The following is a 19,017-nucleotide window of genomic DNA, read 5'->3' on the forward strand; positions in this document are numbered from 1 at the left end:
AGACTAGTAATGGTCACTAGGTGGTAACCCATTTTGGGTGCTGTAACTTGAGATACATTTCAACTCATGCTAAGGAGGCTTTGCTGTACCCTCCACTCTGGCAAGAATTTGTCCATTAATGCATAAAATCGTTTCGTATGATTGGTTTCTAATAAATGAATCATTTCATGCACTAAAACATACTCCAAACAAGATAACGGTTTTGTTATTAAACTTAAGTTTAGCCAAATTCGGCGCGAACGTATGTTGCATGAACCCCACCTTGTCTTCATTATTTTTATTCCCCACCTATTTACGGCTACGTTGAGAATGCTCTCCCATTTTTTTATCATGTCAGGTAGTATGATTTTCATTTGTTGTCTATACCAATTTTGCAAAAGCTGTTGTTTCTCTTTTATCGTCCCGTTGGTTTTCATTTGAAGGTGTATAAATTCGCCGTCAACCAAAATGCGGGAGCGTTTTGTTGTCTCGTGCACAAGTAAACGCAAGGGTTGTCCCATGAAATTGAGCGTTTCATCGGTAGTAAAGGTTTGTGGTTGATGAGTTGTTAAGCGTTTTCGTTGCTGATGAATCCAGGGGAGTCGTGCCTCAAGTTGCTGACGAATGTCATCCAAGTGAAATTTAAAAGGAGCACTAACCTTAACTTGTCCATTAGGAGGATAAACCCGCAAATGCATATTTTTGATTGCTTTTCGCTGTATTTCTATGAAAATACCATCAATTTCAAGCTCATGTTTCGTCATAAAATCAGAATCGTATGAATGGGTGCTTATCATACCATCTCTTGCTAAGATAATAATTCCTATCACAATAAAACGGTAACAAAACATGAAACCAAAAGTTATTTTAATTACCGGTTGTTCAAGTGGTATTGGTTATGATGGTGCACTGGCTTTGGCACAGCGCGGACATCATGTTTTCGCTGCATGTCGCAAGGAAAGTGATGTCAAAAAACTTAAAGCTTTAGGCCTTGAAGCGGTACAGATGAATATGGATGACACGCATTCCATTGCTTTGGCGTTTTATGACATCATTAAAAAAACCTCAGGCCGTTTGGATATTGTGATTAATAATGCAGGCTATGGCCAGGCTGGTGCTTTGGAAGATGTACCTCGTGATGCCTTGCGCTCTCAGTTCGAGACCAACGTTTTTGGTCTTATGGATCTAACGCGATTGGCAATACCTGTTATGCGCAAGCAAGGACACGGACGCATTATCAACATTAGTTCCATTCTTGGGGTAGTTAGCATGCCATTTCGGGGTGCATACAATGCTTCTAAATATGCAGTGGAGGGGTTGAGCGATACATTGCGTCTTGAACTCAAACCCTCTGGCATTCAAGTTATAACAATTGAGCCTGGTCCTATTGAAAGTCGTTTTAGAGACAACGTCATTAATCATTCATTAAAAAAGATTAATCATGAGAAAAGTCATTTTCGTGATCAATACGAAGTGATGTTAAATGGATTCCAGCAGCAAAAAAATCAATCTATCTTTACTCGTAAAACGGATGTGGTAATAAGTAAATTGATTCATGCTATTGAGTCAAACGCCCCCAAAACAAAGTATCGAGTTACTTTTCCTGCCCATTTATTTGTTTTTTTAAAACGAGTACTGAGCGTAAGAATGCTGGATTATATGCTATCCTATCTATCCAAAAAGGAGCTTGGTCAACGTCCAGGGGAAAGAAGATAGCGCATTTTGGGGATCTATTTGACCAAGTGCAGTGGCCCGCCTAATTTTGACAGGTAACGATCTTGGTCGAGGGGTGGCGCGGAAGGAGGGCTCCTACCGCGCGCAGCTTGCGAGCACGGTGGGATACCTGCAGCGACAGGACCCCGAGACGAGGAATCCTCTTAGAGGAACGATTAAAAAGAAGCATCTTTGCCTAACTAATTAGGCGGCCCCTGTAGTAGAAATGTCTTAACAGACCCTAAGGGAATGATAAAAAGCGCTCTGCTGGAATACAGGGACTATCAATGTATTCACCGTTTACTTTTAATACCATATTCACATTAGCTCTTTGGTAACACGCCAGTGTTTCCCACTGTGCTTGGGTGAGATAGACGCGTGTATTGCCGCAGTAAACCAGGGAATAGGCAGATGAGGAAGGTTTAACACGAGCTCCGAGATCGCATTCCCAGCGAAATCGAGTTAAATCGCAATTCGCGAAGGCATTGCTTAGTAATAGGGGTGAGACTATGGCTATAATTATTTTTTTCATGCCAGCGCTCCATGATATCTTTTAATTATTATCGTCGTCTGATAGAAATTCTTTAAGGGCAAGGAGATGCTATGGATGCAACCACAGAAGAGTATTTAGACGCATTAAGAAAAGGGGATTATTTACAAGCGCTGCAATGGGTAAATTCCCTTGTAGAATGGTACGATGTTAGTGAGGGCGATGCTGATACCGTTCTGCAACTTGCCATTTTTGAGCTTATTCATCATGGCTTTTCTCCTGAGGATTTTCATCATATTCAGCTGCTATATATTCTTCTTTATGATCATTTGCCTCCTTTTATTGAGCAAGTCGCTTATCAGGCTACGATACTTTGTAGTGCTGCCATTCAGTGCATGGTTTATTACGAAAACGATTTAATCCCTTTTTATTTAACGACCTCAATGAATCACAAAATGGCAGATAATAGGGACGAAATATTGGATTGGATGCAGCGAAGTCCTGTCAATTTTGATGTTACAAAAAACAATGATGGACTAAGTGAGAAATACAAATTCTTAAATCAAGGATTCTCTCGTTTAGAGAGTCAAGCACGAGAAATTAGAAGGAAAATTAATCATGTCTTTAATTGCCAACTTCTTCTCCAGACTTATGTAGAGGAGTTAGCGAAGTATCACGATAAGGATGATAATGGGTTTACTGCTGTACGTCTTGGGGTAATCAATTCTCTAACCCATTATTTGTGTGACAAAACCATAATGACAGAAGAGGTCGAGAATAAGATAGCAAGCTTTGTGAATAAGATTCAGGAAATGGATCCTAAAGATTGGGAAAAACTGCTTTTAGATAAAATGCGGCCAAAAACTTCGTCTGATAAACCGTTTGTCTCCTGGTTCTTTGATAAAGCAGCGGAGAAATTTCAGCTTCTCTCTGTTAAGATGCTGAATCATATTGTGCCAAAAGTTGATGCTACAGATGCTCCTTCTCAGACTCCGCAGCAGAAGAATTAGGTTAGTGCTTGCTGTATTTATAACCTGATGCCTTATTTAATTTTAATGCTTTGGAGAAGCGGCAGTTACACTGGACACTCATGAGCAAGTAAATTGATTTTATAGCATAGCGCTTCAGGATGTCCCATATAGCCACCTTGATCATGTTTTCCTACGACCCGATGACAAGGGATGAACAAGGCAATAGGATTATTTTTACATGCTTGACCAATGGCGCGCGGACTTGATTGCAACACATTTGCCAATTCACCGTAGGTCACTGTACGTCCAACAGGTATAACCAATAGAGCATTCCAAACTTGCTGTTGGTAAGCAGTGCCTTGTGGTTTTAAAGCGAGTTGGAAACGATGGTGAGGGTTGTAAAAATATTGCTTAAGTTCGTTAGAAATAGTGGATGTAAGTGAATTGTGGTCACCCTTTTGGGTGGGCGACTCAGTAAAGCTTGCACCAAAGACATAATGCTCATTGTATGTAACTTCAAGCCAGCCGATAGGTGTGGTGAATGCAGTGACAATGAGCATAGAGTTCATTTAGTCTTCTTTTTTACCGGCGGTTAACTTTTCTTTAATACGTGCTGCACGACCAGCCAAATCGCGTAAATAGTATAGCTTTGCGCGTCGTACATCCCCTCGACGTTTAACAATAATACTATCAACAACAGGGCTGTAGGTTTGGAAAACACGCTCAACGCCGACGCCGTGGGAAATTTTGCGTACAGTAAAAGCGGAATTTAAGCCACGATTTCTTTTCGCAATGACAATACCTTCGAATGCTTGCAAACGCTCGCGTCCACCTTCTTTTACTTTTACTTGTACTGAAATGGTATCGCCAGGACTAAAATCAGGAATATTTTTGCCTTGCATTTGCTCAGTATTTAATTGGTCAATGATATTACTCATGGTCACTCCTCAAATTGGAATTCCTCAGCAGGAATTACCCTGTTCGTTTTTAAACTCGATAAGTAATTGCTTATCGGTGTCACTTAACTCGATGCTGTCTAATAAGTCTGGGCGCTTAAGCCATGTCTTACCTAGACTTTGCTTTCGGCGCCAACGCTCAATCTCGCGATGATTACCCTTTAACAATACGGAAGGAACATCCAAACCGTTGATTGTTGCTGGTCGAGTGTAGTGAGGGTAATCCAGCAAACCATTCATAAAAGAATCTTGTGCAGCTGATCGTGAATGCCCTAAGCTACCAGGTAAAAGACGAATAATTGCGTCAATAAATACCATGGCCGCTAATTCACCACCACTTAACACAAAATCTCCCAAGGACCATTCTTCGTCAACATGATGAAGAATGATTCTTTCATCAATTCCTTCATACCGTCCTGCTATAAAGAGCAAGGACTGGTCTTTAGCTATTACCTGATTTAGGTCGGATTGGCGAATGATTTTACCTTGCGGGCTCAAATAAACCGTTTTGCAAGAAGGAGGCATTTGAGTCTTTGCATGACTAATTGCCCCATGCAAGGGTTCATACATCATCACCATGCCCGGACCACCTCCATAAGGTTTGTCATCAACCTGACGATAGGGCCTGGGTGCCCACTCCCGTGGGTTCCAACAATCTACTTTCGCTAAGCTTTGTTCGATGGCCCGACCGACAACACCATGTCTTAACACTTCAAACATTTCGGGCATCAGGGTTATTACACCCAAATGTAGCATCATTTAAAAATCCACATCCCAGTCAACAGTAATAGTATGCTGGCTGGGGTTTATGTCAAAAATAAACTGACCTGGTAGATACGGAATTAAATACCGCTTTTTACCTTCAACAACTAAAACATCATTGGTCCCGGTGGGCATAATTTCTTTAACCGTGCCAAGCAATATGTCTTGTTGATTTTTTACCTGCATGCCAATAAGCTCATGCCAGTAGTACTCTCCTTCCTCTAACGCAGGAAGTTGTTTGCGGTTAACTGCAATTTCAACATTGGTCAAAGCAGCTACTTGCTCACGTTCATGATAACCCTCAAGCTGTGCCAGAATGGATTTTTCATTCATTTCCACCTGCAACAGCTTAAGAGGCTGCCATTGCTTGTTTATATAAGCATGCCAATCAGTATAACGTAGAATGTTATCGCGAGGTTCTGTAAAAGAATGAACCGTGATTAATCCCTTTATCCCATGGGGGCGACCAAAACGACCGATAACAACCCAATCACTAACGGCGTTCACTTACTACTTAGTGTCTTCAGCACTTTTCTTATATTCTTTTACCAAGGCTCGAACTCGGTCAGAAAGCTGTGCACCAACACTTTGCCAGTAGGTTAATTTATCCATTTCTAAATGCAAACGAACTTCTGCTCCGCGAGCTATAGGGTTGAAATAGCCGATGCGCTCAATGTAATTGCCATCGCGACGTTTGCGACTATCAGTGACAACCATATTGTAAAATGGACGCTTTTTTGCTCCAGCTCGTGATAAACGTATAACTACCATTATGTCCTCTACTTTAAGAGTGTTTACGTAAAAATGCCGTGTATTGTACGAAAATTAAATCGGCATTGGAAGTCATTATTGGCAATTATTTCCTTTATTCTTCGGGAAATAGACCTTTTAGACCTGTCATTCCACCCATGCCACGCATCATTTGTTTGATACCACCGGGCTTGGTAAATTTTTTCATCATTTTTTGCATCTGTTCAAATTGTTTCAGCAAGCGGTTCACATCCTGGATCTGTGTACCTGAGCCTAATGCAATCCGTTTCTTCCTTGAGCCTACAATGATCTTTGGAATGCGGCGCTCTTTGGCTGTCATCGAATTGATGATAGCTATCGTTTGATTCATCGCTTTGTCGTTGATTTGACCTATTGCTTTCTGAGGTAATTGACCCATACCAGGTAACTTGCTCATCATGCCAGCAACGCCACCCATCTTATTCATTTGTAATAGTTGTTGTTTAAAATCTTCTAAATCAAAGCCTTTGCCTTTTTTGAGCTTTTTGGCTAACTTTTCACTGGTTTCTTTGTCAGCCTTGCGTTTAACCTCTTCAATGAGGGTAAGAATATCTCCCATGCCTAAGATGCGCGAAGCAATCCGGTCGGGATGGAAGGGTTCGAGAGCATCAATTTTTTCACCACTGCCTAAAAATTTAATGGGTTGGCCAGTGATATGTTTAACCGAGAGAGCAGCACCGCCACGAGCATCACCGTCCGTTTTGGTGAGGATAACACCAGTAAGAGGAAGGGCTTCATGAAATGCCTTGGCAGTATTAGCAGCATCTTGACCTGTCATACTATCAACAACGAACAGGGTTTCTACAGGAGTCACTGCTTTGTGTAAGGCTTTGATTTCAGCCATCATTTCTGCATCGATATGTAAACGGCCGGCAGTATCGAAAATAATTACATCAATAAATTGCTTTTTGGCGCTTTCCAAAGCCTTTTGAGCAATGTCTAAAGGCTGCTCGTGTGCTTGTGCTGGATAGAAAGCAACATCTAATTGCGTGGCGAGTAAATGAAGCTGTTCAATAGCGGCAGGTCTATAAACGTCTAGACTTACGAGCATGACTTTTTTATTTTCGCTTTCTTTTAGATAGCGGGCTAATTTCGCGGCACTGGTTGTTTTCCCTGAGCCTTGTAGACCTGCCATTAAAAAGATCGCAGGGGGCTGAGTTTTAAAATTTAACTCAGCGCGTGTATCCCCTAGCACGTGAACTAATTCATCGTGAACGATTTTGACGAAAACCTGATCAGGTTTCAGATTACCTGAAACCTCTTGCCCTAAGGCTTTTTGTTTGACTTCCTCAATAAATTCTTTGACCACAGGGAAGGCAACATCTGCTTCAAGCAAAGATAGCCTTATTTCTCGTAAGGCATCATGGATATTATCTTCGGTAAGACGTCCTTGGCCACTGATGGTCTTAAAGGCACGGGTTAAACGGTCAGTTAAATTTTCAAACATGACAATACTCAAACGCAAAAGAATTAATATAGCACAGTGGGCAGAGTTGCTAAAGGTTGCTATTTACAAAGCCACCGAATATGTTCCCTAAGTATTATAACATTTTTTTGCTATCAGGGTCCGATTGTAGCCTTGGCTCACGCAGGCTTTTAATCAGGGTTTTAGTTTTCTTACTTAGTGTAGTAGCGATATAGCCTTCACTTAATAGTATCTCAGCAACTTTAGGATGCTCTTTTGCAAGAAGATAGAGAGGGTCTGGAATATTCGTTTTATATCTCTTCATCGTTTGTTCTAGGCAATTATCCTTCTTATATTGTTCTTTTGTATAATCTTTCTGCAGCTTTTGCTTATTATCCCCATACAAACTTTGATTAATTTTGTTGACAAGCTCAGGAATTTGCACAACAAGCAGTGCTAATCCTTCATGTTGCATAGCTGTGTAAAAAAGATCATGAGGGTTAAGTGTGCCAAGGGCAAGGTCAAATGGCGTAATTTGATGAAAAAATCTACTAATTTCTGTTAAGTCTGCAACGTCTTTTCGATTTAAAAACTGCTCAAAATAAAGTATAAGCTCAGTAGGCAAATTGTCGAGTGACGGTATTATAAAATTTGGCATAATGGTCCATTATCTTGAGGGACTATTTGATTATTATTATATATTATTAAATTTATTCCCATAGGTTTCCTCTTATATGTTCAAAACGCAAAATATGACCCATGACTTCTCTAAAAGAGACCATGAAACAGTTGAGTTTAGCAAGGTCAGTCATCCCAGAATTAAAATACGTCCTATGTATTTTGAACAAGGTCTAAGTAGCTATCCATATATTTTTGGACGATATGCTGTACTAGACAGATTGCTTGGAGCATTGAGTTTTCTGCCAGAAAACTATGGCTTTCTTGTTTGGGATGTTTATCGGCCAAGGGGCGTGCAGCGCAAACTCTTTGAGTTATTCAGCGAAAAAATTCGTAGAGCATCTCCTCATTTAAGTGAGCAAGAGCATTTAGTGGAAGTCTTAAAATATGTTGCTTCCCCAGCCAAAATTGGTGAAAGCTATTGCTCTCCTCATCTTAGCGGTGGGGCTATAGACTTGACCTTATTTGAAATGAAAGAAGATAAAGAATTAGATATGGGTACAGTTTTTGATGACTATACACAGCGAGCAGGCAGAGATTACTTCGCCTTAAAAACGGATTTAACTGCACAAGAACGCGTTTTCCAAGAGAGAAGAAACCTTTTGCGTCAAACGATGGAAAGGGTAGGCTTTACATCTTACGAACATGAGTGGTGGCATTTTGATATTGGAAATATATTTTGGGGGGATGTGGTTAAGAAGCCTGCAGTTTTCGGTCCATTGTTTGGTGATGAGGAGTGGCCTTCATTTGTATAAGAAATAGTATTTGTTATGATGATGTTTTCCAATGGCTTATGAGGACTCGGTGCACTTTTCTTTGACAACTCTTTTTATTGCTGTACTAGCGTTAATTATTCTTTCTGCCTTCTTTTCGGGGTCAGAAATCGGAATGATGTCTTTAAACCGTTATCGTTTACGTCATTTAGTAAAAAAAAATAACAAACAAGCAATCCGTGTTAACCAAATGCTAACCAGACCGGATCGCTTGTTAAGTGTTATTTTAATTGGCAATACCTTTGCCAATATTGTGGCATCGATGGTTGCGACACTTATAGGGCAGCGTTTATATGGAGATGCCGGTGTTGTAGCAGCAACTATATTCCTCACTTTAATTATCTTAGTATTTTCAGAAATGGTTCCGAAAACACTGGCAGCGCTTCATCCACAGCATATTGCTTTTACTGCTTCTTTCCCTCTAAAACTGCTACAGGGTCTATTCTCGCCTGTCATACGAATAACTGCATGGATAACCAATGCGATTCTAAGCCTGTTTGGTATTTCGATAGATAAGGTACAAAGAGAAGCGTTGACAGGAGAAGAATTACGTTCGGTAGTCCATGAAGCTGGAGGGTTATTACCGATTGAGCATAAAAGCATGATCATTAGTCTGTTGGACTTAGAGGAAGCGACAGTGGAGGATATCATGATTCCTAAGGGGGATATTGTAGGCCTGGATTTGGAGCAACCTTGGCATAAATTGATTGAGGAACTAGAAACAGCGCAACACACACGTTTGCCGTTATATAGGGATTCCATAGATAATTTAGTCGGTCTGGTTCATGTACGCAGTGTTTTAAACCTTGCTCTCGAAGAGCGTTTAGACATGGAGAATTTACTAAAGATTGCTGATGTGCCTTATTTTATTCCTGAGGCAACCCCATTGAATGTGCAAATTTTAAATTTTCAAAAAATGAAAAGACGCAGTTGTTTTGTGGTGGATGAGTATGGAGATTTGTTAGGATTGGTCACTTTAGAAGATATTCTTGAAGAAGTGGTGGGTGAATTCACCACAGATGTGGCTGACTTAACTAAAGATATCATTCAACAGGCAGATGGTTCGGTAATCGTGGATGCCAGTATAACTTTGCGTCAATTGAAGAGACTATTAAGTTGGCAGCTTCCATCGATTGGCCCAAGAACTCTCAGTGGTTTGATCATTGAGCATTTGGGTTATATTCCACCTCCGGATTGTTGTTTACAAATCGAAAACGTTCAGATAGAAATTCTTAAAGTTAGTGAGAATACAATTAAGACAGTTCGAATGCTAAAAGCTGCTAGTAGAAGGAGCTAGTACAGTGACAGCCTAATTTTGACATGGAAAAAAGGTCAGAAAGTTTGTGCTTTTAGATGGTTTGTTGAGCATTTCATCGTGAGATCAAGCAGTAACCGGTATCGATAAATATCAATGTAGAAAACAACAAATCCAACGTAATCACATTGAAGTCGGTCATTTAAAATTCAAATGACTTATATGGGGTAAATAAATGCAATTTTTTGCAGAGAATAGGAAAATTATCGGCGGGATTTAATTTTCCAGGTTAGTCCGATTACAATTAGAACACAAGCCTTTGATTTCCACAGTACAATTAATAATTGAAAATTGAATGGAATTCGCCGCTTCTGTTACCGAAGGGAAATCAACTACACATTCCAATTCTTTGACAAAATCACACTGAGTGCATATAAGAAATTGGGCCTGCCCCACATGATGCCCATGCAAGCAGGCGACATAGGATTTCAGGCTGTCAATGCAATGAATAAATCCCTCTTGATGCCAAAATTGAATAGCCCGATATACTGTTGGTGGTTTGGGGTTATCAACTTCCATAGATAATCTTTGCAGTATATCATAAGCGCCGAGAGGCTTTCTCTCATCGACCAATATTTTGAGGACACGCTCCCTTGGCTCTGTAAATCGATAGCCATGGTTTATACAATGCTTATAAGCTTTATCCAACAAATTATGTTTCATGAATCTTCTTTCAAGCGAATAGTCAGTACACACTGTTTTATCACAATCTCTCAGGACTTACGAAAAACCCCAATCTCTATTTCAAGGAAAAATGGTCAAACAACAGCCAATTATTGTTTCATAGAAATCACTTGCTGTCTAAAAATTATTTAAATTTCCTTGTTATCTAACAATTAAACGTTACAATATAACATTTTCGAGAGAGGCGGTAAGTTATTGTAACGCCTGGCTTAGGAAGAAAACTTGTTAGGGACAAATTTGCTGGCTCTATTTTGTAGGGCCATTTTCACACTAGGCATTTGCATACAAGGAACCTTTCTCTATAGCAACCAGATAACCTTTAAATAGAGGAAACCCATGCTGTATAGTAATTATCGATTCTACCTTGCAGAAGATGCCCAACTTCTCGACCCGGAACAAGCGAAAGAAGTAATTGAGCAGATTTTGGCTAAAACCAAAGAGCTGGAGTTAGTGCGAGTAGCGGTCGATTTGACTAGTTCCAATAAAAGCATCAGTTTATTGTGCGCATCCAAAGAGAATCAGGTCATAAAAATCAAAGTGTCCCAGCTTTTAAAGGAGCAAGGTCTTGCTGTAACAGACATGATGGAAATGGAAGTACTCCAGGATATTGAAAAAATGGAGCACCACCATCATACACACAAGCCTAAGAATACACATCTTCATCTCATTAAAAAGCACCAAAAAAAAACAAAACATGACCATCCTCATAGGCATGGGCACCATCATGAGCATCATCATGAAAATCATTGGATTAAAGCCGCATTAGGTTTGACTTGGGGAATAGGGTTACTGATTCTTTCTATTGGTAGCTTTAATATTCCCTTGGTTGCCTACTATATCATCACAGGACTTACCTCTTTAATGACTTTGTATTTGGGTCGTACAGTTTATCAATCAGCTTGGCAAGCATCGAAAGAAAAAAAATGGGACACCACCACTTTATACTCAATTAGCACTCTAACCATTCTTGTGGTGTCTATTGCTAGCGTTTTTATCCCGGGCCTGCCTATGATGTTTGAGGCAGCCCCTCTTGTGTTAGGCTTTTGGCATTTAGGTGAAGGAATTGAACATACTCTGGTCGGTAAAATCAATAAAAAATTAGATGTCCGGGATTGTGTGCCGCCATTAATCCTGTTAAAAGGTAATCCCGATAGAGAGATTTCAGTAAAGACATTAATTCCTAACGACCTGATTATTGTTAAAAAAGGACAAGTTATTCCTGTTGATGGTGTCTTAACGAAAAAAGCGCTCCTTTATACCACAAGAATTGATGGCTCGCCTAAACTCAAAGAGTTTAACCCTGGCGATGTTGTAAAAGCGGGCATGCAGTTAGCCGATCATATATCTTCGTTGGAAATGCGGGTTACCAAAACTTATCAAAACTCTTATTTGTCATTGATTGCCAAAAATATTAATAAAGCCAATGATGAAAAAGCCCCTATTGAAATGTTTGCAGATAAGGTACTGAAATATTTTATTCCCGGATTAATTACCGTGGCGCTTGTATCAGGCGTTGTCATCGCTTCATTGTTTAACCCTACTCTTGCCATTCAATGCGTCATCTCTGTTCTGGTGAGTGCCTGTCCCTGCGCTTTGAGTTTGATTACTCCCATGGCCGTTAAAATTGGCATGAAAAAAGCCTCTGAAAATGGCATTCATTTTAACAACGGCAAAGCCTTACAAGCAGCAGCCGACATCGACACCATTGTTTTTGATTTAAATGGGACTCTGACTCAAGGCAAAATAGTAGTGAAATCGTTGCATATTAGCGATAAAAAATTTTTACATCATATTGCATTGCTAGAAAGCCAATCTGATCATCCGGTAGCGAAAATTATTAAGTCTTACATACAAGATCAAGACACTGTTGCAACCGAGCCATTAGAAATCACTTCTATTGACAAAAGTCATCACTCTGGAATGAAAGGTATTATTAATGGTGAGACATTTATGATAGGGAATAAAGACATGCTTTTAGCTAATGGAATTACCTCTATCGACACACCTTATGACAATCCTAAAAACGGTTCTGTTTATATTGTGCGTGAGACAACAGTGATAGGACAAATTGCCTTAACTGATCCGTTGCGTGAAGATGCCATCGTCACAATGAAACAATTAAAGCAGCTTGGTAAAGTTGTACACATTTGCACAGGGGCGGATCAAGCTACTGCAGAAGAATACGCAGCATTATTAGGCATTCCCAAGGATAATATCTGTGCGAATACTGTGGGGGCTGTCACGAAAACAGGAGAAGTATCCAAAACCAGTTATATTCAGCAGCTCAAGCAAAAAGGCTTAAAAGTGGCTATGATTGGTGATGCCGCTAATGACGCTACCGCAATTGCCTATTCCGATATAGGCATTGCTGTTAAGTCAAGTATCGGTGATTCCATCACTGAACAACATGCCGGCATTGTGATACAACAAGGGTTATTATTTCCTATTGCAACCGCATTTGATATAGCAAAAAAAACCAAACAAAATATTCTCCAAAATCTGTTCGTAAGCCTAAGCTATAATTCAACAATTACTCTGGTGGCAGCAGGATTGTTTGTTGCATTAGGTTTTGCACTAAATCCTGTACTGGGTGTCGCATTGATGGTGCTGGAGTCCACTATTGTTTTAACGAATTTATATCTTTTCAAACAACAAGGAATTGTCTCTGCAGCACCATCCAATGCCAATAATGCTGGAGAGGTGGAGGCTACTGGAAATACAACCTCAAAAGTCTTGAATGCTCTAGGGCATGGCTCACAGCCTCAAGAAAATTTAGCTGTTCCAGCAGAGCTTAAGCCAGTAAGCTCCAAAGTAATACCTTTGTTTGCGCCTAAAGAAAATCCTTCTTCTTATAGGATTAATGTCACTCAACAAAAATTAGAGTGTAGCCTCTATTGATCAAGTAATGGTACTGACATTGAGTTGATAAACAAACTGTTCACTCCTATATTATGGGAAGACTCAGATAACGTGAATAGCACATACCATGTAATTACGTTGTTACGTTGGATTCGTTGTTTTCTACGCTAGCTTTTGTGGTTAATCAAGTTGACCAACATGTCTTGCACGTGGTCACTCTTTGATCGGGATTAAAAATCCTGAAATCAATTACCCAAAATTGCTCTGTTTCTGGATTAATGTAAATACAAGATAGTTCTTCTAATCTCGTGATCTATTGACTCATTGTGTGGGTTTTCCGTAAGTCCTGTCAAAATTAGGCTGTCACTATACTAGAGCTTTGCCTCCTCACCTTCTTTCATTGTTAACACTCGAGAAGTAAACAAATAACCTCCATTTCTAATCGTTTTAATTAATGCAGGTTTTTTTGCATCCGTTTCAATTTTTTGTCTTAAGCGACTGATTTGTACATCAATGCGTCTGTCAAAAGGAGTCAAATCACTGTGCTTCGTCAGTTGCAATAGGAATTCACGACCTAATACACGTTGTGGTTGTTGTACAAAGGCTAGTAAGAGATCATACTCGCCTGCACTAAGTTGTAACTCTTCGCGAGTTGTATTATCAAAAACTTGGCGAGAGGCTGGGTATAAACGCCAGTTAGCAAACAGTAAGACTTCTTTTTCTTGATCAGTTTCTTTGATAGAACGTAAAACTCTTCTGGATATGGCACTAATACGCGCATGCAGCTCACGTGGGTGGATTGGTTTAACCAAAAAATCATCTGCTCCTGCTTCTAACATGCGGACACACATTGTTTCATCGACCACATCACTAATCACGAACAAGGGAACAGGATAATGGTGATATAAATTTTCTATCTTAGATGGATTGCCTTGGATTAACGACCAATTAATTAATAAGGCAGCTGGTACTTCACCTTCGTTATCAAGCTGAGTGAGATCTTTTTGATGAACAATGTCATAATCAAATTTAGAGAAATATTGTATTAGTTGTTCATCAACTGGAGCATCGTCAATAATTAATAAGTATTTTCGATGCGATGACATCAGGTATTCTCCCTCAAACTGGGCTACTAAGATTTTAAAGATTATATACTGCTTACCGTATAATTTGCATTGGCAAGTTAGGGTCTGTTGGTATTTCACTAGCTTGTTTCATCTAAGTAACCCAAAAACTTCATTAATACTCATTTACTTGTTAGAAATGATTTATGTTTGCTAGCAATAGTGAGTTCTAATTTGTAGAATATAGCAGATTTTTTGCCTAAATCGCCAAAATTTAAATTAGGAGATCATTAGAATGAATAAACTATTCTATGGGCTGTTAATAGCCTGCTGTTTAATCTTGGGTGGGTGTTCCAAAGAAGCTCCTCCTGGGGATTATGATGTTAGTGAGGTTGGGAAATTAAAAAAAGTTGCCTCAGGAGTCATTATTTCTAAACGTCAGGTAAAATTTCATAGCCAGGCTACAAGAACGTCTAAACAGGCTCCTGGAAGTGAATATCTTGATGGTGGGAAAGGTTATGTCTATGTGATCAAACTAAATAGTGGCGCAATTGTGTCTGTGGCGCAAGCTGAAGAACTGAATCTAAAAGTCAAACAAAAAGTGTTAGTCGTGTATGGAAAAACCACGCGTCTCTTACCTGACACTGGTACTGACAGGTAATTTTCTTTTGGGAGATACTCCGTTATCTCCCAATCTCATCGCGTTATTTTCCTATCTTGCAGGTTAGATTTCCGCAATGGAATGAAAAATGCTTGCACAGTATAAAAGCACTCCAACTTCGGGACGATGCTTGTGGATAATCATATGGATGCGAAGCGATTTGCGATAAATTTGCTAGTTAACGACGCTTATCGTACTAAGGTGCTGATTAAATATGATATTAAACTACTAGAAAATCGCTTACAGAAAGCAATGGGCGATGGCAAGAATGCTCGTTTGCGAACACAAGAAGCTGCACATTTATGCTTGGAATTGGCACTCAAGTATGAAGATCTTTTACATTTCATAACCTTGGATTATCAAGAACCAGGAACAAGCATTTCTTGCTATGAGAATAATCCCTCACGCTGCTATGTGGTTATCCAGACACTCAAAGGAGAACTTAACTTAAGCACCTCATTATACGAAGAAATAAGGATAATTCAGCAGCTAAGATATTATTATAAATATCTTCAAGAGCAGCTCAATGGCATGCAGCCGCAATCTTTGGAGTTCACTCAACGGGTACTTACAGGAAGGCTTAAGACAATAATCGCCTCTGATTCTTGTAGTACTTGGCTACCTGCTCTCGTAGCCTTTGCTAATGATGCAGGGGAAAATCCTTTATCCTGTATAAGTCTGGTCGCCCAATTACAGGAGAAGGAAATCCTGCAATTGGCTGCACTTTTTGAGCAGCCAAATATTATCTTGCTCATTAACAGTATTTTCTTTTATAAACTATACCCTGATCAACTCTTTAAGCAGGTAATGCATCCTGAGAAACTGATTTCAGTTAAGACAAGGTTGCTGATGTTGCATCAATTTATTGAAAGGCTACATCAAGCAGTTACACAAACCTTAAAACAGCGGGGTATAGGGGAAATTCATGACTATTTATTTCATGAGGATGAACTACCACAAGGCATCATGATTCATGCAGATAATAATGCCAATCTAATCATTACAGCATTAAAAGAATGGCGGCTCTCAAATATTAATGCTTCAGATGATTTTATGATTAGAAATAAATTGAATGACTTATTTCGTGCTTATAAATTTTGGTTTAATCCTAATCGCCTTATCGATACGGTAATGACGTTGCAACAACTATTGGTTGGAGACATGAGAGAGAATTATGAAAACTATAAAAAATTTTCTCTCGATATGCAGGCGCTGTTTCATCAATTATCAACTACGGAATGCCTGGATCTTTATGGTTATTTTGCCAATAAGGATAGTAGTTATTTGATGCGCACCTTAATTGCCATCTTGGAGGATCAACAAATTAGCGCACTTGCTCCACCCAATCAGCAACAGAAGGAGGCCATCGCGCGAGTATATAAAATACTTGATTGTGTTATGGAGGCAATACGCGAAGAATTGTTTAATCGCCACATCACCACTGCTCCCTATTCACGTCATAGTGGTCATAAACCACTTATGCCGGGGCGTCGAAATTTAAATGCTATCACGCGAATTATGAACGTTTATGGTAATTCAGCAACGTTTGAAAATAAGACGATTGACGCGTTATTTAAGGAGATTGGGATCTGATTTTTGACGGTAGGTGGGAGGTTAGGGGGGCCTCAAGGTTTTGGTGGAATGGTACTATTTAAATGCCAATTGTAGACGTAGCCGTTGATGGTATTGATGTGTTTGAGTTGACTGCGTAAAGGCTCTTTGGCAAATTGCTTGAGATGAGTAATCACATCGGCTTTTGACCCTCCAAAATCTTCATTATACCATTCGTATATTTTTGAGATGATCAATTCTCCTTCTATCACTTGCGCGCCGCGAAGAGAGTTAATATATTCTGAAGCCGCTTCATTGAGGGCAGTTTCTATTGTTTTTCCACGAAAGGCTTGCTTTCGGAGATTCGCAGCGCCAATAGAGCCATTATTAATGGCATAGTGTGTGCGAGGATCATTCCAAATGGGTCTAATAATACGATTATTTATTTCATCAAGAGAGAGAGGTGTCCCATTGATTGTCACTAATTTTGCTCCCCAGGGACCAATACTAAATAAGCCCGGAGAAATGTTAATTTCTTCGATAGTGCCTACAGGATAATAATCTGCGATAATCTGTACGGTGAGTGCATTGTAAAGGTTAAGCCAGAAGGCAAGTTGCTCATCACGATTGTAGGCATCAATATCAACATGGCTCATCTTCGTGATGTAACTTTTCAGCAAATTATAATCAGAATCTGTGAGGTTAGCATAATCGACCAGGTTGATCCCTTCTTCATTAGTCACAACACGTCTATTCAAAAATTCCTGCCATTCATCGTGTGGGATAGTGGCAGTGGAAAGCGGATTGTTCGTTTCCCATATGGGCCAAAGGCTTTTGTTAAAAGAAGCATTAACACTGCTAGAAAACAGAATTAGAAGAATAGATAAACAACAAACATGTAACAAGCGATTCATATAAGACATTTTATACATTCACGGTAGCTCGATTTCGCAAAGCGTTACCTATGGTGTTGCCATCTAGAAATTCTAGTTCCCCTCCAGAAGGAATACCATGCGCTAATTGACTGATACGAATAGGCTGATCACTTAGCAAATCATATATAAAATGGACAGTTGTTTGCCCTTCCACAGTGGGACTCAACGCTAAAATCACTTCTTTGATGCTTTCCTCGATAACAAGTGTTCGCAATTTTGGCAATCCTATGTCATCGGGCCCTAAACCATCCAGCGGGGAAATTTTTCCCATGAGTACATAGTAACTACCATTAAAAGCGTTACTTTGTTCAACCGCTGCGACGTCAGCCGGTGTTTCGACAATACATAAGGTTTGTAAATCACGAGCTGAATTTTGACAGAGCTTGCATAACTCAAACTCAGTGTAGTTATTACAACGTTTACAATGATGAAGGGTTTGCATGGCTTCTTCCAAACAAGAAGCCAAATGCAGGCCACGTTGGCGTTGATGTTGCAATAAATGAAACGCCATTCGTTGTGCTGATTTTGGACCAATTCCAGGCAAACAACGTAGAGCATCCACCAAGCGACTCATGACATCCATTAGGTAGCTTATTCCTTCTCGTCTTCTTTCATAAAATCAGTAGGAATGTTAAGTCCTGCTGTTAATTCACTGATTTTTTGCTTGGATGCCTGTTCAACTTTTCGTGCGGCATCATTGTAAGCTGCCATGACTAAGTCTTCCATCATTTCAACCTCTTCATCCATTAAGGAAGGGCTGATCTTAACTTTATTGACTTCATGACGGCCATTCATTTCGACTTCAACTAAGCCACCACCAGAAACACCTTTCACAACAAGCTCGCTTAATTGTTTTTGAGCCTCTTGCATGCGTTGTTGCATCTTTTGTGCTTCTTTCATTATGTTGCCAAGATTTTGATTGATATCCATGTTTGAACCTCTCATTGGGATTATTTGTTAATTATAATTCATCTTTAACAGGCGCAATAGAGTTTTTGACCAATTCGGCTGCGAACTCTTGTTTTAATTGCTGAAAAAATGGATCTTGCTGCAAAGAAACCTCTGCCTCCTGTTGCCGTTGATTTTGCAAAATTTGTTTTTGTTGCGCAGGGGATGAATATACTGCTTCATCACTATTAAGCGCAATTTTAATTGTTTCTTTAAAATAAGTTGTTAAGGCTTGTTCAATACGGCCAGTAACAGCCGGTGTAAATAGCGATCGATGGCCTTTTGCTACGCGAAGAATGATATTTCGCCCCGATTTTTCTATGAGTTCGGCGTTTTCAGCTGCATTCTGTGCTATACCAGTTAAGTTAAGCTGACTTAAGACTTGCCCCCAATCCAACACTTTTGCAAGGGTGTTTTCCTTTTCTTCTGTAGCTATGAGATTAACTTCTGGTTGCTCTTGCATAGAGACATTCGTCTGATTAAC

Annotated in this window: 22 protein-coding genes and 2 pseudogenes (1 of these 24 only partly in view); 8 read left to right on the forward strand and 16 right to left on the reverse strand. The window is 39.7% G+C overall.

Annotation, left to right across the window (positions count from 1 at the left end; all coding sequences use genetic code 11):
• Window positions 1-59: 59 nt before the first annotated feature.
• Window positions 60-776, reverse strand: a complete 717-nt coding sequence (locus CKV79_RS01670; protein ID WP_231950169.1) for a M48 family metallopeptidase — start codon at window positions 774-776, stop codon at window positions 60-62.
• A gap of 52 nt (window positions 777-828) precedes the next feature.
• Between CKV79_RS01670 and CKV79_RS01675 the strand changes: the two genes are divergently transcribed.
• Window positions 829-1,695, forward strand: coding sequence for an SDR family NAD(P)-dependent oxidoreductase (locus tag CKV79_RS01675; protein ID WP_028373783.1), 867 nt, complete (start codon window positions 829-831; stop codon window positions 1,693-1,695).
• 238 nt (window positions 1,696-1,933) lie between these two features.
• Here CKV79_RS01675 and CKV79_RS01680 read toward each other — a convergent pair whose 3' ends face one another.
• Window positions 1,934-2,224, reverse strand: coding sequence for a hypothetical protein (locus CKV79_RS01680; RefSeq protein ID WP_028373782.1), 291 nt, complete (start codon window positions 2,222-2,224; stop codon window positions 1,934-1,936).
• Between the two features lie 71 nt (window positions 2,225-2,295).
• Between CKV79_RS01680 and CKV79_RS01685 the strand changes: the two genes are divergently transcribed.
• Entirely contained in the window at window positions 2,296-3,192 is an 897-nt protein-coding gene (locus CKV79_RS01685) for a helical bundle domain-containing protein (protein WP_028373781.1), read from the forward strand.
• A 65-nt stretch (window positions 3,193-3,257) separates the two neighbouring features.
• Here CKV79_RS01685 and CKV79_RS01690 read toward each other — a convergent pair whose 3' ends face one another.
• The 7 genes from CKV79_RS01690 to CKV79_RS01720 all read right to left on the reverse strand — a co-directional run bounded on the left by CKV79_RS01690 (window position 3,258) and on the right by CKV79_RS01720 (window position 7,723).
• Window positions 3,258-3,713 carry a methylated-DNA--[protein]-cysteine S-methyltransferase gene (locus tag CKV79_RS01690; RefSeq protein WP_028373780.1) on the reverse strand — a complete coding sequence of 152 codons (456 nt, stop codon included), beginning with the start codon at window positions 3,711-3,713 and terminating at the stop codon, window positions 3,258-3,260.
• Window positions 3,714-3,722: 9 nt separating this feature from the next.
• Entirely contained in the window at window positions 3,723-4,091 is a 369-nt protein-coding gene (gene rplS, locus CKV79_RS01695; RefSeq protein WP_028373779.1) for a 50S ribosomal protein L19, read from the reverse strand.
• A gap of 24 nt (window positions 4,092-4,115) precedes the next feature.
• Window positions 4,116-4,868, reverse strand: a complete 753-nt coding sequence (trmD, locus tag CKV79_RS01700) for a tRNA (guanosine(37)-N1)-methyltransferase TrmD (RefSeq protein WP_028373778.1) — start codon at window positions 4,866-4,868, stop codon at window positions 4,116-4,118.
• Window positions 4,869-5,378: a ribosome maturation factor RimM gene (rimM, locus tag CKV79_RS01705; RefSeq protein WP_028373777.1), complete on the reverse strand. Its 510-nt coding sequence runs from the start codon at window positions 5,376-5,378 to the stop codon at window positions 4,869-4,871.
• A 3-nt stretch (window positions 5,379-5,381) separates the two neighbouring features.
• Window positions 5,382-5,642: a 30S ribosomal protein S16 gene (rpsP, locus tag CKV79_RS01710; RefSeq protein ID WP_028373776.1), complete on the reverse strand. Its 261-nt coding sequence runs from the start codon at window positions 5,640-5,642 to the stop codon at window positions 5,382-5,384.
• 94 nt (window positions 5,643-5,736) lie between these two features.
• Window positions 5,737-7,107 (reverse strand): signal recognition particle protein, encoded by a 1,371-nt coding sequence (gene ffh / locus CKV79_RS01715; RefSeq protein WP_028373775.1) that lies wholly within the window; start codon window positions 7,105-7,107, stop codon window positions 5,737-5,739.
• A gap of 94 nt (window positions 7,108-7,201) precedes the next feature.
• Window positions 7,202-7,723, reverse strand: coding sequence for a hypothetical protein (locus CKV79_RS01720; RefSeq protein WP_028373774.1), 522 nt, complete (start codon window positions 7,721-7,723; stop codon window positions 7,202-7,204).
• 76 nt (window positions 7,724-7,799) lie between these two features.
• Here CKV79_RS01720 and CKV79_RS01725 point away from each other — a divergent pair, with 76 nt between their 5' ends.
• From CKV79_RS01725 to CKV79_RS14220, 3 genes and pseudogenes are all read left to right on the forward strand, one after another.
• On the forward strand, window positions 7,800-8,498 hold the full coding sequence (locus CKV79_RS01725; RefSeq protein ID WP_051546206.1) for a M15 family metallopeptidase: 699 nt from the start codon (window positions 7,800-7,802) through the stop codon (window positions 8,496-8,498).
• A 49-nt stretch (window positions 8,499-8,547) separates the two neighbouring features.
• On the forward strand, window positions 8,548-9,813 hold the full coding sequence (locus tag CKV79_RS01730) for an HlyC/CorC family transporter (protein ID WP_028373772.1): 1,266 nt from the start codon (window positions 8,548-8,550) through the stop codon (window positions 9,811-9,813).
• A gap of 36 nt (window positions 9,814-9,849) precedes the next feature.
• Window positions 9,850-9,961: pseudogene (locus CKV79_RS14220) on the forward strand (IS701 family transposase); the annotation flags it as partial.
• Window positions 9,962-10,047: 86 nt separating this feature from the next.
• Here the strand turns inward: CKV79_RS14220 and CKV79_RS01735 are convergent.
• A complete protein-coding gene (locus CKV79_RS01735; RefSeq protein WP_028373771.1) occupies window positions 10,048-10,494 on the reverse strand; it encodes a Fur family transcriptional regulator in 447 nt (148 codons plus the stop codon).
• A 357-nt stretch (window positions 10,495-10,851) separates the two neighbouring features.
• On the opposite strand from CKV79_RS01735, the gene CKV79_RS01740 reads away from it, so the two are divergent.
• Window positions 10,852-13,413 (forward strand): heavy metal translocating P-type ATPase, encoded by a 2,562-nt coding sequence (locus CKV79_RS01740; RefSeq protein ID WP_028373770.1) that lies wholly within the window; start codon window positions 10,852-10,854, stop codon window positions 13,411-13,413.
• Window positions 13,414-13,547: 134 nt separating this feature from the next.
• Here the strand turns inward: CKV79_RS01740 and CKV79_RS14225 are convergent.
• A pseudogene (locus tag CKV79_RS14225) lies at window positions 13,548-13,669 on the reverse strand (IS701 family transposase); the annotation flags it as partial.
• Between the two features lie 76 nt (window positions 13,670-13,745).
• Window positions 13,746-14,480, reverse strand: a complete 735-nt coding sequence (locus CKV79_RS01745; RefSeq protein ID WP_028373769.1) for a response regulator transcription factor — start codon at window positions 14,478-14,480, stop codon at window positions 13,746-13,748.
• A gap of 253 nt (window positions 14,481-14,733) precedes the next feature.
• Between CKV79_RS01745 and CKV79_RS01750 the strand changes: the two genes are divergently transcribed.
• Window positions 14,734-15,099 (forward strand): hypothetical protein, encoded by a 366-nt coding sequence (locus CKV79_RS01750; RefSeq protein WP_035915843.1) that lies wholly within the window; start codon window positions 14,734-14,736, stop codon window positions 15,097-15,099.
• 144 nt (window positions 15,100-15,243) lie between these two features.
• Window positions 15,244-16,692 (forward strand): hypothetical protein, encoded by a 1,449-nt coding sequence (locus tag CKV79_RS01755; protein WP_051546205.1) that lies wholly within the window; start codon window positions 15,244-15,246, stop codon window positions 16,690-16,692.
• A 32-nt stretch (window positions 16,693-16,724) separates the two neighbouring features.
• Here CKV79_RS01755 and CKV79_RS01760 read toward each other — a convergent pair whose 3' ends face one another.
• The 4 genes in view from CKV79_RS01760 to dnaX are tightly spaced (at most 31 nt apart) and all read right to left on the reverse strand, a layout consistent with a single transcriptional unit that may run on beyond the window.
• Window positions 16,725-17,564 (reverse strand): DUF547 domain-containing protein, encoded by an 840-nt coding sequence (locus CKV79_RS01760; RefSeq protein ID WP_028373767.1) that lies wholly within the window; start codon window positions 17,562-17,564, stop codon window positions 16,725-16,727.
• Between the two features lie 10 nt (window positions 17,565-17,574).
• Entirely contained in the window at window positions 17,575-18,168 is a 594-nt protein-coding gene (recR, locus tag CKV79_RS01765) for a recombination mediator RecR (RefSeq protein WP_028373766.1), read from the reverse strand.
• A gap of 8 nt (window positions 18,169-18,176) precedes the next feature.
• Window positions 18,177-18,515: a YbaB/EbfC family nucleoid-associated protein gene (locus CKV79_RS01770; protein WP_028373765.1), complete on the reverse strand. Its 339-nt coding sequence runs from the start codon at window positions 18,513-18,515 to the stop codon at window positions 18,177-18,179.
• A gap of 31 nt (window positions 18,516-18,546) precedes the next feature.
• A protein-coding gene (dnaX, locus tag CKV79_RS01775) for a DNA polymerase III subunit gamma/tau (RefSeq protein WP_028373764.1) crosses the window boundary here: on the reverse strand, window positions 18,547-19,017 show its final stretch. Its footprint extends 1,182 nt past the window's final position; only the last 471 of its 1,653 coding nucleotides appear in the window; its start codon lies off the right edge, out of view; the stop codon is at window positions 18,547-18,549.

The sequence above is a fragment of the Legionella lansingensis genome, from assembly GCF_900187355.1.
Lineage (GTDB): Bacteria > Pseudomonadota > Gammaproteobacteria > Legionellales > Legionellaceae > Tatlockia > Tatlockia lansingensis.

Coding starts and splice junctions, on each gene's coding strand:
- CKV79_RS01725 (WP_051546206.1), top strand. CDS start 7,800: ATGTTCAAAACGCAAAATATGACCCATGACTTCTCTAAAAGAGACCAT.
- CKV79_RS01745 (WP_028373769.1), bottom strand. CDS start 14,480: ATGTCATCGCATCGAAAATACTTATTAATTATTGACGATGCTCCAGTT.
- CKV79_RS01675 (WP_028373783.1), top strand. CDS start 829: ATGAAACCAAAAGTTATTTTAATTACCGGTTGTTCAAGTGGTATTGGT.
- ffh (WP_028373775.1), bottom strand. CDS start 7,107: ATGTTTGAAAATTTAACTGACCGTTTAACCCGTGCCTTTAAGACCATC.
- CKV79_RS01750 (WP_035915843.1), top strand. CDS start 14,734: ATGAATAAACTATTCTATGGGCTGTTAATAGCCTGCTGTTTAATCTTG.
- CKV79_RS01685 (WP_028373781.1), top strand. CDS start 2,296: ATGGATGCAACCACAGAAGAGTATTTAGACGCATTAAGAAAAGGGGAT.
- CKV79_RS01755 (WP_051546205.1), top strand. CDS start 15,244: ATGGATGCGAAGCGATTTGCGATAAATTTGCTAGTTAACGACGCTTAT.
- recR (WP_028373766.1), bottom strand. CDS start 18,168: ATGGATGTCATGAGTCGCTTGGTGGATGCTCTACGTTGTTTGCCTGGA.
- CKV79_RS01770 (WP_028373765.1), bottom strand. CDS start 18,515: ATGGATATCAATCAAAATCTTGGCAACATAATGAAAGAAGCACAAAAG.
- CKV79_RS01680 (WP_028373782.1), bottom strand. CDS start 2,224: ATGAAAAAAATAATTATAGCCATAGTCTCACCCCTATTACTAAGCAAT.
- CKV79_RS01720 (WP_028373774.1), bottom strand. CDS start 7,723: ATGCCAAATTTTATAATACCGTCACTCGACAATTTGCCTACTGAGCTT.
- CKV79_RS01735 (WP_028373771.1), bottom strand. CDS start 10,494: ATGAAACATAATTTGTTGGATAAAGCTTATAAGCATTGTATAAACCAT.
- CKV79_RS01740 (WP_028373770.1), top strand. CDS start 10,852: ATGCTGTATAGTAATTATCGATTCTACCTTGCAGAAGATGCCCAACTT.
- rplS (WP_028373779.1), bottom strand. CDS start 4,091: ATGAGTAATATCATTGACCAATTAAATACTGAGCAAATGCAAGGCAAA.
- rpsP (WP_028373776.1), bottom strand. CDS start 5,642: ATGGTAGTTATACGTTTATCACGAGCTGGAGCAAAAAAGCGTCCATTT.
- CKV79_RS01690 (WP_028373780.1), bottom strand. CDS start 3,713: ATGCTCATTGTCACTGCATTCACCACACCTATCGGCTGGCTTGAAGTT.
- CKV79_RS01670 (WP_231950169.1), bottom strand. CDS start 776: ATGATAAGCACCCATTCATACGATTCTGATTTTATGACGAAACATGAG.
- trmD (WP_028373778.1), bottom strand. CDS start 4,868: ATGATGCTACATTTGGGTGTAATAACCCTGATGCCCGAAATGTTTGAA.
- CKV79_RS01760 (WP_028373767.1), bottom strand. CDS start 17,564: ATGAATCGCTTGTTACATGTTTGTTGTTTATCTATTCTTCTAATTCTG.